Origin of the sequence: Pseudomonas sp. KB-10 (assembly GCF_018221585.1) — a bacterium.
GTDB classification, from domain to species: domain Bacteria; phylum Pseudomonadota; class Gammaproteobacteria; order Pseudomonadales; family Pseudomonadaceae; genus Aquipseudomonas; species Aquipseudomonas yangonensis.
The window spans coordinates 39,027-55,337 of record NZ_QYYB01000008.1; the positions used below are offsets into that span (position 1 = coordinate 39,027).

A 16,311-nucleotide genomic window follows, 5' to 3' on the forward strand; every position below is an offset into this window, starting at 1 on the left:
ACTCAAAAGCCCCAAGTAGCATGGACAACTCGCGCCACCCCTGAAAGCCCTGAGAAGCCCGCCTCATGGGCTTCCAGTCGTGACCAGGCGGTCTACAAATGAATATGTAGTAGTTTTAAAAAACCACTACAAAACGTTTGACGAAGCATTTTCCCAGAGGCATGATGGCCTCGCTCCCGCTAGCCAGGGGTCCTGAAAAGGATCTCCAGATCGTTCACGAAGTACTTCGTAACGGTCCGTGTCCCAACAGCCCACAAGGCCGTACGACGAGGTTGCGACTGGAACGAAGTTGTCCTGAGGGACGGGGAAGCGTTTAGCGTCAGACAGATCGAAAGATGCAGCAGGTGCCCAAGGTTTCCACGAGCCGACCGGCCCAGGCGACGTTATCGAGCTGTTCGCCACATCCCTCCTCCTCGCGGTCAATCCTCGCCCCAGCCGTTTTCTCGCCGTCATGCGGAAGCCTCCCGCAGCCACTGCATCCGTGCACGCATTGCGAGGGTAGTCGGTGCTCAACCAACACATTTTTTGAAGGATTGACCATGTCCGCATATCAAAACGACATCAAGGCTGTAGCCGCTCTGAAAGAGAAGTTCGGCAGCAGCTGGAGCGCTATCAACCCCGAGTCCGTCGCCCGTATGCGCGCTCAGAACCGCTTCAAAACCGGTCTGGAAATCGCTCAGTACACTGCTGACATCATGCGCAAGGACATGGAAGAGTACGACGCCGACTCCTCCCTCTACACCCAGTCCCTGGGCTGCTGGCACGGCTTCATCGGTCAGCAGAAGCTGATCTCGATCAAGAAGCACCTGAAGACCACCAACAAGAAGTACCTGTACCTGTCCGGCTGGATGGTTGCCGCCCTGCGCTCCGACTTCGGCCCGCTGCCGGACCAGTCGATGCACGAGAAGACCGCCGTTTCCGACCTGATCGAAGAGCTGTACACCTTCCTGCGTCAAGCCGACAGCCGCGAGCTGGACCTGCTGTTCACCGCGCTGGACGCTGCTCGTGAAGCCGGCGACCAGGCCAAGGCTGCCGAGATCCAGAACCAGATCGACAACTTCGAGACCCACATCGTCCCGATCATTGCCGACATCGATGCTGGCTTCGGTAACCCGGAAGCCACCTACCTGCTGGCCAAGCGCATGATCGAAGCCGGTGCCTGCTGCATCCAGATCGAGAACCAGGTTTCCGACGAGAAGCAGTGCGGCCACCAGGATGGTAAAGTGACCGTTCCGCACGCCGACTTCCTCGCCAAGATCGCTGCCGTTCGCTACGCCTTCCTCGAGCTGGGCATCGACAACGGCGTGATCGTCGCCCGTACCGACTCCCTGGGCGCCGGCCTGACCAAGCAGATCGCCGTCACCAACAAGCCGGGCGACCTGGGCGACCTGTACAACAGCTTCCTCGATTGCGAAGAAATCTCCGAAGCCGAACTGGGCAACGGCGACGTCGTGATCAAGCGCGAAGGCAAACTGCTGCGTCCGAAGCGCCTGCCGTCCAACCTGTTCCAGTTCCGCAAGGGCACTGGCGAAGACCGCTGCGTACTGGACTGCATCACCAGCCTGCAGAACGGCGCCGACCTGCTGTGGATCGAGACCGAGAAGCCGCACGTTGGCCAGATCAAGGGCATGGTTGACCGCATCCGCGAAGTCATCCCGAATGCCAAGCTGGTGTACAACAACAGCCCGTCCTTCAACTGGACCCTGAACTTCCGTCAGCAGGTGTTCGACGCCATGGCTGCCGAAGGCAAGGATGTGTCCGCCTACGACCGCGCCAAGCTGATGAGCGTGGAGTACGACGAGACCGAACTGGCCAAGCTGGCTGACGAGAAGATTCGCACCTTCCAGCGCGACGGTTCGGCCCACGCCGGCATCTTCCACCACCTGATCACCCTGCCGACCTACCACACCGCGGCCCTGTCCACCGACAACCTGGCCAAGGGCTACTTCGCCGACCAGGGCATGCTGGCCTACGTGAAGGGCGTGCAGCGTCAGGAAATCCGTCAGGGCATCGCCTGCGTCAAGCACCAGAACATGGCTGGCTCCGACATCGGCGACAACCACAAGGAGTACTTCGCTGGTGAAGCTGCTCTGAAGGCAAGCGGTAAAGACAACACCATGAACCAGTTCCACTAAGGACGGTTCCCTGCTGCGGACCACGCATCTGCAGCAGTTTGTTTGCCTAATCCGCCCCGGCTCTGCCGGGGCTTTTTTTTGGCCGATCCTCCACGCTGTTTTGTGCAATAGCGCACAGGCGTTGTCACTATTCCGTCGCTTCCCTTGGTTAGCGTCATAGCTCCGTCGATTACGCCTAATCAGGAGCCTCCCGTGCGCAACCAACAAGAGCAAGACGTGCTATTCGGCAATGGCGATGAACCGCTCAGCAACACCTCGGCCAACCCCCATATCAATGACCTTATCGAAGCCGGCCTGAGCCGTCGTCAGGTCGTTGCCGGTGGTGCTGCGCTGGGCGTCATGGGTTTCCTCGGCGTGGCCATGCCCAGCACGGCCGAAGCCGCCGGCAACCCGCTCAAGGACCTGCTCGAACGCCTGAAAAAGCGCGGCAAGCGTCTGCCATTCAACCCGGTGGCGGTAACCCGTGCCGATACCATCACCGTGCCGGCCGGCTACAAGGCCACCACCTTCATCCCCTGGGGCACGCCGATTCGCGGCAGCTTCCCGGCTTTTCTCGAGACTGCCGGCAACAGTGCCGCCGACCAGGCCGACCAGATCGGCATGCACCATGACGGCATGCACTTCTTCCCCATCGACGGGCAGCGCGGCGGCGGCCGCAAGAGCGACCACGGCCTGCTGGTACTCAACCACGAGTACATCGACGCGCCGCTGCTGCACCCCAACGGCCCGACCCTGGTGAACGGCAAGCGCAGCAGCGCCGATGAGGTTCGCAAGGAAATCAACGCCCACGGTGTTTCCGTGGTGGAAGTGCGCCGTGTGCGCGGCCAATGGGAGGTGTTGCCCAGCGCGCGCAATCGCCGTGTCACCGGCGCCACACCGATGCAGATCAGCGGCCCGGCACGTGGTCACACCCTGCTCAGCACCCGTTACAGCCCGGACGGCACCGCCACCCGCGGCACGCTGAACAACTGCGCCAACGGCTTCACGCCCTGGGGCACCTACCTGACCTGCGAGGAGAACTGGGCCGGCTACTTCGCCAGCGGCGATGCCGAACGCCCGCGTGAAATGACCCGTTACGGTGTCGGCAGCGCCAGCCGCTATGGCTGGGATCACCTGGCCGGCGACGAATTTCAGCGCTTCAACGCCACCCGCCTGGCTGCGAATGCCAGCGGCGATTACCGTAACGAACCCAACCACTTCGGCTGGATCGTCGAGATCGATCCCTTCGCGCCGGAATCCACCCCGATCAAGCGCACCGCGCTGGGCCGTTTCGCCCATGAGGGCCTGGTCTTCGCCCCGGTCAAGCCCGGCCGCCCGGTGGTTTGCTATTCCGGCGACGATTCGCAGAACGAGTACATCTACAAGTTCGTCAGCCGCCGCAGGTATGTACCGGGTCGCAGCAACGGCAGCCTGCTCGACGAAGGCACCCTCTATGTGGCGCGCTTCAAGGCCAACGGCAAGGGCGAATGGCTGGCCCTGGATATCAGAGACAAGGCCTTCCAGACGGCATGCAAGGCTGCCGGGGTAAGCTTCGCCGACCAGGGCGAGGTGCTGATCAACACCCGCCTGGCTGCCGATATCGTCGGCGCTACCAAGATGGATCGCCCTGAATGGGGCGCGGTGAACCCGAACAACGGTGATGTCTACTTCACCCTCACCAACAACAGCTCGCGCACCGTCGTCGACGCGGCCAACCCGCGCCCGGCCAATGCCTACGGTCACATCATCCGCTGGCGCGAGCAGAGCCGCGACTATGCTGGTCGTGAGTTCGTCTGGAGTCTGTTCCTGCTGGCCGGTCCGGAAAGCGACAGCATCGACCCCAACGGCAAACCCCTGACCGCCGACAATCGCCTGGCCAGCCCCGATGGCCTGTGGTTTGACGATGAAGGCCGGCTGTGGATCCAGACCGACATGAGTGGCAGCCAGCTCGCCAGCGGGCCGTTCGGCAACAACCAGATGCTGGTAGCCGAACCGACCACCGGCGAGATGAAACGTTTTCTGGTCGGCCCCGTGGGCTGCGAAGTCACCGGCATCACCGCCACGCCGGACTTCCGCACGCTGTTCGTCAACATCCAGCACCCGGGTGAAGGCTCGACCCCGACCGATTTTCGCAGCACCTGGCCGGACGGCCCTGGCCGCCGCCCGCGCTCGGCCACGGTGATCGTCACCCGCGAAGACGGCAAGCCGCTGTTCTGACCTGCCAGCCCTCTCTCGCGCGCGAGAGAGGGCCCCATTCGATGCGCGGACAGGCAAGGCTCCGCGGCGACTTCTATGCTGCAAGGCATCATCCCGCGCAAGGATCGCCCATGCCCCGCTCCGCCCTGCTGTTCGGCTGCTGCGTTCTGGCTGGCTGTGCAGCACTCACCTGGTACTGGCAACGCCCCGTTGCAGATGAGCCCGTCAGTTCTCAACCGGAACAACAGCCCACGCCTTCCGTAGAGCCAGGCCGCGCCCCGCCCGCCTCGACCGACCTCAGCCGCGAACAACGACAACTGCTGGCAAGTCCGGAGGTCGAACAACAAGCGCGCCGCCTGGATTTCCATCAGCGCTACCGAGGCTTTATCGAGCACGCCAGGACGCTCGCCCGCAGCGACCGCGAAGCCCAGGCGCAGGAATTGAGTCAGGGCATCGACACCATGGAAAGCCGAGGCGAATTGGCACTGAGCGAAGCACTGCTGCTGCAGATCGCCCTGATCAAGGCCGTCAGCACTGACGAAAATGAACAGAAGAGACGCGCCCAAGCGTTGATCAGCCGTTATCAGGCCATCAGCGCCGAGCGCGAAGCCAGACTGGCGCAACGGCCCGACCCAAACTTCGAACGCTACAAGGCCGAGGAAAAACGCATCGTCGAGCAAGTACTCGCCCTGCAGAACATTCCCGACGGGCTTACTCGCGACCAATACCTCAGGCAACGCCTGCAGGAGGCACGCGAGCGCAATTATCGGCAAGATCCGGACAGCTGAACGCTGCAGCGAAACCGCTCGCTGCAGCGCCGGCTCTGCTCAGAGCAGTTGATCGAGCAGGTAGTACAGCAGATTGAATGGTTTGTTGCGGTCGGCCACATCGCTGCTTTCCGAAGCATCCAGGACCTGCCCGCTACCATCGAGCACGCTGCTGACGAAGTGATCCAGCTGCAGATTCTGCTCCTGGATATCGGAGTTGGCGAACTCGATGATGCTGGTGCAGTGGCTTTCGTTGACGTTGCGGAACTGCGGGAAATAGCCACCGACATTGCCCAGGCTGGCCAACTGGCTGCGCAGACGCGTGGTATCAGTGGCCCAACGCTGCCTGATCAGCGCCTCCTTGGCTGCCTGATTCGGCGCATTGACGATCTCCGGATAGAAGCGCTCATAGGAATAGGACGAATAGTTCAGGTCCTGCCAGAAGTGCGTGTGCCCCATGCGGTCGCCCGGCAGGTTGCTCGACAGCGCCGGGTACAGACTGCCCAGGTCGTTGCGGTTGAAGCCTGGCAGGCGTGCCTGCAGATACTGCAGCGGACCTTGAGCGGCATCCAGCCCCCAGGCCTGGCGAATGAAGACCTGCAATGGATAAGACGGATACGCCTGATTGTCGCCGGCCAGGGCGGTGTACACCGGCCCGGAGTCATTGATCAGGAAACCGCGATCCGGGGCGATGTCCTGACGCAGATTGGCGTAATTGGTCAGGCTCCCGGCACCGCCCGCACTGCAGCCCGTAGTGAGCATCTGGGTCGGTCGCGGCAGATTGTCCTTCAACCACCCGGCCACTGCGCGCATGTTGCGCAAGCCGTTGTGGTGCCACACCAGCGGAGGATTTTCCCCTTGTGGATCCTCGTAGATCGCCACCTTGTCGCCGGAGTAGATATCCCCCGTGCAGTACGGCACGTAGACCATGTTCCAGTTCTGCGTCTTTACCCGCGTCCATGGGTGCAGGCGTACGACGAAGGGGCTCACCAGACTGGCCCCAGGGTTCAGCAACGACATGTAGTCATCGGCTATGCCGTCGGGATTGCGCGCGCCGCGGATGCCGCTTTGCCCACTGCAGCTGGCGTAGTCCCAGCAGGCACCGCCTCCCTCCAGATAAACGATGGTGTTGCGTGTGTTCGGCACGCGGTTGATGAAGAACTTGTAAGGCGAGCCATTGCCGCACACCGCACCGGTTTGCGGCGCCATCTGGATCGTTTGCCAGCCGTAGTAGTTGCCGGGATTGAAGCCACTGTTGAAACCTGCCGGGTTGGCCAGCAGCGGGTATGGCCCGACACGCTGCGCGGGTGTGACCGGGTTGTCGGCCTTTGGCGGCGAGACCAGGTTGCTCAGACTTTGCCAGAAGTTGTAATCGCCCGGCTCGGCGCTAGCGGGCGCACTCAGAGCCAGCAGGAGAACAGCGGAAACGGCGCGCGGCAAGGAACGGACGACGGGCATGGCAACCCCCCTCATGTGTTATGCGTTTGAAGGGTCGGCATACCCAGGCAGGGCAACTTCGCAGACCCAGCGAATGGTGGGTACTGCTCGATCAGCGAGGCATCGCTCTACGGCGATTCATGCACGCTAGTACAAGATCAGCTGAATGGCACCATAGTTCGGATAACAATTGGTTATATAACCAGCGCGCGATATGCAATGAAGGAATTTGGTGAGGTGCCTTGCTGCTTTGGCCCTAACACCAAAGTGGCAATGAATTGCTCACTTAGCCGAGGCCAATCACGCCGTGAAATGAGGCAAATTAGTCGGATGAATGTCTAGGTAATTGCCAGATCAAAACCCTCAGCTATAGTCCTGAAGCACCGTGCCAAACGCCTCGCTGAGAAATTGCAGCGAAGCGACAAGTCAATCAGAAGTCCGACAGAAACGATCAAGCGGCAGGAATAATTTTTCTCTGAAAAATTTACTTACAGTTACCTTGCACATAGTATTGTGTACACACTTTGCGTCAGCGCCCTTTCCGGCGCCTGGCCACTAACAAATTAAAAAGCCGTTCCTTAGTTCAAGGAGTACCGGCATGCCTGATGCGGTAACGACCATGTCCCAGAACTGGGCTTTCGCTGTTTTCCTGCTGGGTGTCTGCGGGCTGATCGCCTTCATGCTCGGCCTTTCCAGCCTGCTCGGCAGCAAGGCCTGGGGACGCAGCAAGAACGAGCCTTTCGAGTCGGGCATGCTTCCCACCGGTAGCGCGCGTCTGCGCCTGTCAGCCAAGTTCTATCTGGTCGCGATGCTCTTCGTGATCTTCGACGTTGAAGCCCTCTATCTCTTCGCTTGGGCAGTCTCGGTGCGCGAAAGCGGCTGGGCGGGCCTGATCGAAGCTACAGTTTTCATAGCAATTCTGTTGGCAGGTCTTGTCTATCTTTGGCGTATCGGCGCGCTCGACTGGGCACCGCAGGGACGTCGCGAACGGCAGGCGAAGCTGAAACAATGAGGCTTTGGCGATGCAATACAAACTTACTCGGGTCGACCCGAATGCGCCCAACGAGGCGTATCCGATCGGCCAGCGGGAGGTCGTCTCCGACCCGCTGCTAGAGGATCAGGTTCACAAGAACATCTACATGGGCAAGCTCTCGGACGTGCTCAACGGCGCGGTCAACTGGGGGCGCAAGAATTCCTTGTGGCCGTACAACTTCGGCCTGTCCTGCTGCTATGTGGAAATGACCACCGCCTTCACCGCCCCGCACGACGTGGCGCGTTTCGGTGCGGAAGTCATTCGCGCATCACCCCGCCAGGCAGACTTCATGGTCATCGCCGGCACCTGCTTCATCAAGATGGCGCCGGTCATCCAGCGCCTCTATGAGCAGATGCTGGAGCCCAAGTGGGTCATCTCCATGGGTTCATGCGCCAATTCCGGCGGCATGTACGACATCTACTCGGTCGTTCAGGGCGTGGACAAGTTCCTCCCCGTGGACGTCTACATTCCTGGCTGCCCGCCCCGTCCGGAGGCGTTCCTGCAGGGCCTGATGCTGCTGCAGGAATCCATCGGCCAGGAGCGCCGCCCGCTTTCCTGGGTCGTTGGCGATCAAGGCATCTACCGTGCCGAAATGCCTTCGCAGAAGGAACAGCGGCGCGAGCAGCGAATCGCCGTTACCAACCTGCGTAGCCCCGACGAAGTCTGAGCCGATGCTTGCCTGCGCAAGCGTCACGCCCACTTTCTACGTTGATCGACAGCGACCGAGACCATGACTCCAGACACCGTTGTGTCCATACCGCCTTACAAGGCTGACGACCAGGACGTCGTCGCCGAACTTCAAGCCCGCTTTGGCGAAGACAGTTTCACCCTGCAGGCGACCCGCACCGGCATGCCGGTTCTCTGGGTCGCCCGTGAGCGCCTCATCGAAGTGCTCACCTGCCTGCGCAACCTGCCGCGCCCCTACGTGATGCTTTACGACCTTCACGGCGTTGACGAGCGCCTGCGTACCCAGCGTCGCGGCCTGCCGGACGCCGACTTCACGGTGTTCTATCACCTGATGTCGCTGGAGCGTAATAGTGACGTAATGGTCAAGGTCGCCTTGTCCGAGAGCGACCTCAACCTGCCCACTGCCACCGGTATCTGGCCCAACGCCAACTGGTACGAGCGCGAAGTCTGGGACCTGTACGGCATCACCTTCACCGGTCACCCGCACCTGAGCCGCATCATGATGCCGCCGACCTGGGAAGGTCACCCGCTGCGCAAGGACTACCCGGCGCGCGCCACCGAATTCGACCCGTTCAGCCTGACCCTGGCCAAACAGCAGCTGGAAGAAGAAGCCGCGCGCTTTCGCCCCGAAGACTGGGGCATGAAACGCGGCGGCGAGCACGAGGACTACATGTTCCTCAACCTCGGCCCGAACCACCCGTCTGCCCACGGTGCCTTCCGCATCATCCTGCAGCTCGACGGCGAAGAGATCGTCGATTGCGTACCGGAGATCGGCTACCACCACCGTGGCGCCGAGAAGATGGCCGAACGCCAGAGCTGGCACAGCTTCATCCCCTACACCGACCGCATCGACTACCTCGGCGGGGTGATGAACAACCTGCCCTACGTGCTTTCGGTGGAGAAACTCGCCGGCATCAAGGTGCCGGCCCGTGTCGACTTCATCCGCGTGATGCTCGCCGAATTCTTCCGCATCACCAGCCACCTGCTGTTCCTCGGCACCTACATCCAGGACGTCGGCGCCATGACCCCGGTGTTCTTCACCTTCACCGACCGCCAGCGTGCCTACAAGGTGATCGAAGCCATTACCGGCTTCCGCCTGCACCCGGCCTGGTACCGCATCGGCGGCGTCGCCCATGACCTGCCGCGCGGTTGGGACAAGCTGGTCAAGGAGTTCGTCGACTGGCTGCCCAAGCGCCTCGACGAATACGAGAAGGCCGCGCTGAAGAACAGCATTCTCAAGGCCCGTACCATAGGCGTGGCGCAGTACAACACCAAGGAAGCGCTCGAGTGGGGCACCACCGGCGCCGGCCTGCGCGCCACCGGTTGCGACTTCGACCTGCGCAAGGCGCGCCCCTACTCCGGCTACGAGCACTTCGATTTCGAGGTGCCGCTGGCGGCCAATGGCGACGCCTACGACCGCTGCATGGTGCGCGTGGAAGAGATGCGCCAGAGCATCCGCATCATCGATCAGTGCCTGAGGAACATGCCGGAAGGCCCGTACAAGGCGGATCACCCGCTGACCACGCCGCCGCCGAAAGAGCGCACGCTGCAGCACATCGAAACCCTGATCACCCACTTCCTGCAGGTTTCCTGGGGCCCGGTCATGCCGGCCAACGAAGCCTTCCAGATGATCGAGGCGACCAAGGGCATCAACAGTTATTACCTGACGAGCGACGGCAGCACCATGAGCTACCGCACCCGGATTCGCACCCCCAGCTTCGCCCACCTGCAACAGATCCCCTCGGTGATCCGCGGCAGCATGGTGGCGGATCTGATCGCCTACCTGGGCAGTATCGACTTCGTCATGGCCGACGTGGACCGCTGATCATGAGCACGCTAATTCAGACCGACCGTTTCACCCTCAGCGAAAGCGAGCGCTCGGCCATCGAGCACGAGATGCATCACTACGAAGACCCGCGTGCCGCCAGCATCGAGGCGCTGAAGATCGTGCAGAAAGAACGCGGCTGGGTGCCGGACGGCGCGGCCGACGCCATCGGCGAAGTCCTCGGCATCCCGGCCAGCGACGTCGAGGGCGTGGCCACCTTCTACAGCCAGATTTTCCGCCAGCCGGTGGGCCGCCATGTGATTCGCGTGTGCGACAGCATGACCTGCTACATCGGCGGCCATGAGTCGGTGGTCAGTGAGATGCAGAAGCAACTTGGTATCGGTCTCGGCCAGACCACCGCCGACCAGCGTTTCACCCTGCTGCCGGTGTGCTGCCTGGGCAACTGCGACAAGGCGCCGGCGGTGATGATCGACGACGACACCTTCGGCGATGTTCAACCAGGCGGCGTCGCCAAGCTGCTGGAGGATTATCCATGAGTCGGCGCACCGCTATGAAAACCCTGACCTCCATCGGCCCGGCCAACCGCATCGCCCGCAGCGAAGAAACCCACCCGCTGACCTGGCGCCTGCGTGACGACGCCCAGCCGGTGTGGCTGGAGGAATACCAGCAGAAGAACGGCTACACGGCCGCACGCAAGGCGCTGACCGAGATGGCCCAGGCCGACATCGTGCAGACCGTCAAGGAATCCGGCCTAAAAGGCCGTGGCGGTGCAGGCTTCCCCACGGGCGTGAAGTGGGGCCTGATGCCGGCCGACGAATCCATGAACATCCGCTACCTGCTGTGCAATGCGGACGAAATGGAGCCCAACACCTGGAAAGACCGCATGCTGATGGAGCAGCTGCCGCACCTGTTGGTGGAAGGCATGCTGATCTCCGCGCGCGCGCTCAAGGCCTACCGCGGCTACATCTTCCTGCGCGGCGAATACGTCGACGCCGCCGCCAACCTCAACCGCGCCATCGACGAAGCCAAGGCCGCAGGCCTCTTGGGCAAGAACATCTTCGGCTCAGGCTTCGATTTCGAACTGTTCGTGCACACCGGCGCCGGCCGCTACATCTGCGGCGAGGAAACCGCGCTGATCAACTCGCTGGAAGGCCGCCGCGCCAACCCGCGCGCCAAGCCGCCCTTCCCCGCTGCCGTCGGCGTGTGGGGCAAACCGACCTGCGTCAACAACGTCGAGACCCTGTGCAACGTGCCGGCCATCGTCGGCCAGGGCGTGGAGTGGTACAAGGGCCTCGCCCGCCCGGGTAGCGACGACCACGGCACCAAGCTGATGGGGTTCTCCGGCAAGGTGAAGAACCCCGGCCTGTGGGAGCTGCCGTTCGGCATCACCGCCCGCGAGCTGTTCGAGGACTACGCCGGCGGCATGCGCGATGGTTACCAGCTCAAGTGCTGGCAGCCCGGCGGCGCCGGCACCGGCTTCCTCTTGCCCGAGCACCTCGAGGCGCAGATGTACGCCGGCGGCATCGCCAAGGTAGGCACACGCATGGGCACCGGCCTGGCGCTGGCGGTGGACGACTCGATAAACATGGTCTCTCTGCTGCGCAACATGGAAGAGTTCTTCGCCCGCGAGTCCTGCGGCTGGTGTACGCCATGCCGCGACGGCCTGCCGTGGAGCGTGAAGATCCTCCGCGCCCTGGAGCGTGGCGAAGGCACCCGCGAGGACATCGCCACCCTGCTCGGCCTGGTCAACTTCCTCGGCCCGGGCAAGACCTTCTGTGCTCACGCACCGGGTGCCGTGGAGCCGTTGGGCAGCGCGATCAAATATTTCCGTGAAGAGTTCGAGGCCGGAATGGCCCAGGCCGGTGTGGCCAAGGTGGCGACCACGCCCCGCATGCCGGCAAGTGCGAGCTGAACAGACGAATTCCCTTAGCCAGCCGCTTTTATGAAGCGGGTAAACGAAGACTCAAAGAAATGGCCACTATCCACGTAGACGGCAAAGATTTCGAAGTCGATGGTGCAGACAACCTCCTGCAGGCCTGCCTGTCCCTCGGACTCGATATCCCCTACTTCTGCTGGCACCCGGCGCTAGGCAGCGTCGGCGCCTGCCGCCAGTGCGCGGTCAAGCAGTACAACGACGAGAACGACACCCGTGGTCGCATCGTCATGTCCTGCATGACGCCTGCCACCGACAACACCTGGATCAGCATCGACGACGAGGAATCCAAGGCGTTCCGCGCCAGCGTCGTCGAATGGCTGATGACCAACCACCCGCACGACTGCCCGGTGTGCGAGGAAGGCGGCCACTGCCACCTGCAGGACATGACGGTGATGACCGGGCACAACGCCCGTCGCTACCGTTTCACCAAGCGTACCCACCAGAACCAGGAGCTCGGCCCCTTCATCGCCCACGAGATGAACCGCTGCATCGCCTGCTACCGCTGCGTGCGCTACTACAAGGATTACGCTGGCGGCACCGACCTGGGCGTCTATGGCGCGCATGACAACGTGTACTTCGGCCGCGTCGAGGACGGCACGCTGGAAAGCGAGTTCTCCGGCAACCTGGTGGAGGTCTGCCCGACCGGCGTGTTCACCGACAAGACCCACTCCGAGCGCTACAACCGCAAGTGGGACATGCAGTTCGCCCCGAGCATCTGCCACGGCTGCTCCAGCGGCTGCAACATCAGCCCGGGTGAGCGCTACGGTGAGCTGCGCCGTATCGAGAACCGCTTCAACGGCTCGGTGAACCAGTACTTCCTCTGCGACCGTGGCCGCTTCGGCTATGGCTACGTCAACCGCGAAGACCGCCCGCGTCAGCCACTGCTGGCCGGCCAGGCCATCGGCATCGATGCCGCGCTGGACAAGGCCGCCGAGCTGCTCAAGGGCAAGCGCGTGATCGGCATTGGCTCGCCGCGCGCCAGCCTGGAATCCAACTTCGCCCTGCGCGAGCTAGTCGGCGCCAGCAACTTCTACAGCGGCATCGCCGCCAGCGAACTGGCCAACATCCGCCTGATCCGCGACATCCTGCAAAACGGCCCGCTGCCGACCCCGACCCTGCGCGACGTGGAGTTGCACGACGCGATTTTCGTCCTCGGCGAAGACCTGACCCAGACCGCCGCGCGCCTGGCCCTGGCCCTGCGCCAGGCAGTCAAGGGCAAGGCCACCGAAATCGCTGCCGGTGCGCGCATTCAGGACTGGCACATGGCGGCGGTGCAGAACGTTGCCCAGCACGCCCTGCACCCGCTGTTCATCGCCAGCGTCGCTGAAACCCGCCTCGACGATATCGCCGAGCAGTGCGTGCACGCCGCGCCGGCCGACCTGGCCCGTATCGGTTTCGCCGTGGCCCACGCCATCGACCCGAACGCCCCGGCCGTCGACGGCCTGGACGCCGAAGCCGGCGAACTGGTGCAGCGCATCGCCGATGCCCTGATCAATGCCAAGCGCCCGCTGATCGTCTCCGGCGCCTCCCTGGGCGACAAGGCCCTGATCGAAGCCGCCGCCAATATCGCCAACGCGCTGAAGAATCGTGAGAAGAACGGCTCGCTGAGCCTGGTGGTACCAGAAGCCAACAGCCTGGGCCTGGCACTGCTCGGTGGCGACTCCGTCGATGCCGCACTCGATGCTCTGAGCAACGGCCAGGCCGATGCCGTGGTGGTACTGGAAAACGACCTGTACCGCCGCGCGGATACCGCCAAGGTCGATGCCGCACTCAGCGCCGCACAGACGGTGATCGTCGCCGATCACCAGCGCACCGCCACCAGCGAACGCGCCCATCTGCTGCTGCCGGCGGCCAGCTTCGCCGAAGGCGACGGCACCCTGGTCAGCCTCGAAGGCCGCGCCCAGCGCTTCTTCCAGGTCTATGAGCCGAGCTACTACGACAGCAATATTCTGATCCGCGAAGGCTGGCGCTGGCTGCACGCGCTGCACAGCACCCTGCAAGGCAAGGCCGTGGACTGGACGCAACTGGATCAGGTCACCGCAGCCTGCGCCGCCAGCACCCCGCATTTGTCCGGCATCAAGGATGCCGCGCCGAGCGCCTCGTTCCGCATCAAGGGCCTCAAGCTCGCCCGCGAGCCGCACCGCTACAGCGGCCGCACCGCCATGCGCGCCAATATCAGCGTGCACGAGCCACGTCAGCCGCAGGATCAGGACACTGCCTTCGCCTTCTCCATGGAAGGCTACGGCGGCAGCAAGGAAGACCGTCAGCAGATTCCGTTCGCCTGGTCGCCGGGCTGGAACTCGCCACAGGCCTGGAACAAGTTCCAGGACGAGGTCGGCGGGCACCTGCGCGCCGGCGACCCCGGCGTACGCCTGCTCGAAGCTGCCGGCAACGCCCTGCCCTGGTTCGACGTGAACTCCGCGTTCAACCCGGCAGCCGGCACCTGGCAGGTGGCGCCGCTGCACCACCTGTTCGGCAGCGAGGAAAACTCCGCGCGCGCCAAACCGATTCAGGAGCGTATGCCCGAACCTTACGTGGCCCTGGCCCGCGATGAAGCGGCACGCCTGGGGGTGAACGACGGTGCGCTGCTGGCCCTGCGCGTCAATGGCCAGGCCCTGCGCCTGCCGCTCAAGGTGCGCGATGACCTGGCCATCGGCCTGGTCGGCTTGCCGCTTGGCCTGCCTGGGATTCCGGCGGTCATCGCCGGTGCCAGCGTGACCCTGCTGCAGGAGGTCGCGCAATGAGCTGGCTGACGCCCGAACTGATCGAGATCGTCATCGCGGTACTCAAGGCCATCGTCATCCTGCTGGTGGTGGTGGTTTGCGGCGCGCTGCTGAGCTTCATTGAGCGCCGTCTGCTCGGCTGGTGGCAGGATCGCTACGGGCCCAACCGCGTGGGGCCGTTCGGCATGTTCCAGATCGCCGCCGACATGATCAAGATGTTCTTCAAGGAAGACTGGACGCCGCCGTTCGCCGACAGGTTCATCTTCATCCTGGCGCCGATGATCGCCTTCTCGGCGATGCTGATGGCCTTCGCCATCATCCCCATCACCCCGACCTGGGGCGTGGCGGATCTGAACATCGGCATCCTGTTCTTCTTCGCCATGGCGGGCTTGTCGGTCTATGCCGTGCTGTTCGCCGGCTGGTCGAGCAACAACAAGTTCGCCCTGCTCGGTAGCCTGCGTGCCTCGGCCCAGACCATCTCCTACGAGGTGTTCCTGGCCCTGGCGCTGATGGGCGTGGTGGCGCAGGTCGGCTCGTTCAACATGCGCGACATCGTCGACTACCAGGCGCAGAACCTGTGGTTCATCATTCCGCAGTTCTTCGGCTTCTGTACCTTCTTCATCGCCGCCGTCGCCGTGACCCACCGTCACCCGTTCGACCAGCCGGAAGCCGAGCAGGAGCTGGCCGACGGTTACCACATCGAATACGCCGGGATGAAATGGGGCATGTTCTTCGTTGGCGAATACGTGGCCATCGTCACCGTGTCGGCGCTGCTGGTAACCCTGTTCTTCGGTGGCTGGCACGGCCCGTTCGGCATCCTGCCGCAGATTCCGTTCTTCTGGTTCGCGCTGAAAACGGCCTTCTTCATCATGATCTTCATCCTGCTGCGCGCGTCGATCCCACGCCCGCGCTATGACCAGGTCATGGCCTTCAGCTGGAAGTTCTGCCTGCCGCTGACCCTGATCAACCTGCTGGTGACCGGCGCCGTCGTGCTGGCCACGGCCCAGTAAGGAGAAAAGCAATGTTCAAGTACATCTGGGACGTGCTGGTCGGTACCGGCACCCAACTGCGCAGCCTGGCCATGGTCTTCAGCCATGGCTTTCGCAAGCGCGACACCCTGCAATACCCGGAAGAACCGGTCTACCTGCCGCCGCGCTACCGTGGCCGCATCGTCCTGACCCGCGACCCCGACGGCGAGGAGCGTTGCGTAGCCTGCAACCTGTGCGCCGTGGCCTGCCCGGTGGGCTGCATCTCGCTGCAGAAGGCCGAGACCGACGACGGGCGCTGGTACCCGGAGTTCTTCCGCATCAACTTCTCGCGCTGCATCTTCTGCGGCCTGTGCGAGGAAGCCTGCCCGACCACCGCGATCCAGCTCACTCCCGATTTCGAGATGGGCGAGTTCAAGCGTCAGGATCTGGTGTACGAGAAGGAAGACCTGCTGATCAGCGGCCCCGGCAAGAACCCGGACTACAACTTCTACCGCGTTGCCGGTATGGCCATCGCCGGCAAGCCCAAGGGCGCCGCGCAGAACGAGGCCGAGCCGATCAACGTCAAGAGCCTGCTGCCATGACCCGTTCTTACCCTCTCCCCCAGCCCCTCTCCCGCAAGCGGGAGAGGGGAGCAATGAGGAGC

At 63.1% G+C, this 16,311-nt stretch carries 12 protein-coding genes; 11 read left to right on the plus strand and 1 reads right to left on the minus strand.

All coding sequences use genetic code 11. The annotated features are described in order from the left end of the window. The first annotated feature begins 539 nt into the window (after positions 1-539). From DXK50_RS20305 to DXK50_RS20315, 3 genes are all read left to right on the plus strand, one after another. The gene (locus tag DXK50_RS20305; RefSeq protein ID WP_161866775.1) at positions 540-2,135 is read left to right on the plus strand and encodes an isocitrate lyase; all 1,596 of its coding nucleotides are present in this window, start codon (positions 540-542) and stop codon (positions 2,133-2,135) included. 192 nt (positions 2,136-2,327) lie between these two features. Further along, entirely contained in the window at positions 2,328-4,331 is a 2,004-nt protein-coding gene (locus DXK50_RS20310; RefSeq protein ID WP_212631547.1) for a PhoX family protein, read from the plus strand. Positions 4,332-4,441: 110 nt separating this feature from the next. After that, positions 4,442-5,098, plus strand: a complete 657-nt coding sequence (locus tag DXK50_RS20315; RefSeq protein ID WP_212631548.1) for a hypothetical protein — start codon at positions 4,442-4,444, stop codon at positions 5,096-5,098. A gap of 39 nt (positions 5,099-5,137) precedes the next feature. Here DXK50_RS20315 and DXK50_RS20320 read toward each other — a convergent pair whose 3' ends face one another. Continuing rightward, entirely contained in the window at positions 5,138-6,535 is a 1,398-nt protein-coding gene (locus DXK50_RS20320; RefSeq protein WP_212631549.1) for a pectin acetylesterase-family hydrolase, read from the minus strand. A 577-nt stretch (positions 6,536-7,112) separates the two neighbouring features. On the opposite strand from DXK50_RS20320, the gene DXK50_RS20325 reads away from it, so the two are divergent. From DXK50_RS20325 to nuoI, 8 genes are all read left to right on the plus strand, one after another. Next, on the plus strand, positions 7,113-7,526 hold the full coding sequence (locus tag DXK50_RS20325) for an NADH-quinone oxidoreductase subunit A (protein ID WP_024308132.1): 414 nt from the start codon (positions 7,113-7,115) through the stop codon (positions 7,524-7,526). A 10-nt stretch (positions 7,527-7,536) separates the two neighbouring features. Beyond that, positions 7,537-8,214 carry a NuoB/complex I 20 kDa subunit family protein gene (locus tag DXK50_RS20330; protein WP_013715478.1) on the plus strand — a complete coding sequence of 226 codons (678 nt, stop codon included), beginning with the start codon at positions 7,537-7,539 and terminating at the stop codon, positions 8,212-8,214. A 63-nt stretch (positions 8,215-8,277) separates the two neighbouring features. Continuing rightward, complete coding sequence (nuoC, locus tag DXK50_RS20335; protein WP_212631550.1) at positions 8,278-10,059, plus strand: NADH-quinone oxidoreductase subunit C/D; 1,782 nt, start codon at positions 8,278-8,280, stop codon at positions 10,057-10,059. Next, the gene (gene nuoE / locus DXK50_RS20340) at positions 10,056-10,556 is read left to right on the plus strand and encodes an NADH-quinone oxidoreductase subunit NuoE (protein WP_212631667.1); all 501 of its coding nucleotides are present in this window, start codon (positions 10,056-10,058) and stop codon (positions 10,554-10,556) included. Before nuoC ends, nuoE begins: the two co-directional genes overlap by 4 nt. 14 nt (positions 10,557-10,570) lie before the next feature. Further along, positions 10,571-11,932, plus strand: a complete 1,362-nt coding sequence (gene nuoF / locus DXK50_RS20345) for an NADH-quinone oxidoreductase subunit NuoF (protein ID WP_212631668.1) — start codon at positions 10,571-10,573, stop codon at positions 11,930-11,932. A 59-nt stretch (positions 11,933-11,991) separates the two neighbouring features. Next, positions 11,992-14,700 (plus strand): NADH-quinone oxidoreductase subunit NuoG, encoded by a 2,709-nt coding sequence (nuoG, locus tag DXK50_RS20350; RefSeq protein WP_212631551.1) that lies wholly within the window; start codon positions 11,992-11,994, stop codon positions 14,698-14,700. Further along, on the plus strand, positions 14,697-15,689 hold the full coding sequence (gene nuoH / locus DXK50_RS20355) for an NADH-quinone oxidoreductase subunit NuoH (protein ID WP_212631552.1): 993 nt from the start codon (positions 14,697-14,699) through the stop codon (positions 15,687-15,689). Before nuoG ends, nuoH begins: the two co-directional genes overlap by 4 nt. An 11-nt stretch (positions 15,690-15,700) precedes the next feature. Then, a complete protein-coding gene (gene nuoI, locus DXK50_RS20360; RefSeq protein ID WP_013715472.1) occupies positions 15,701-16,249 on the plus strand; it encodes an NADH-quinone oxidoreductase subunit NuoI in 549 nt (182 codons plus the stop codon). Positions 16,250-16,311 lie beyond the last annotated feature (62 nt).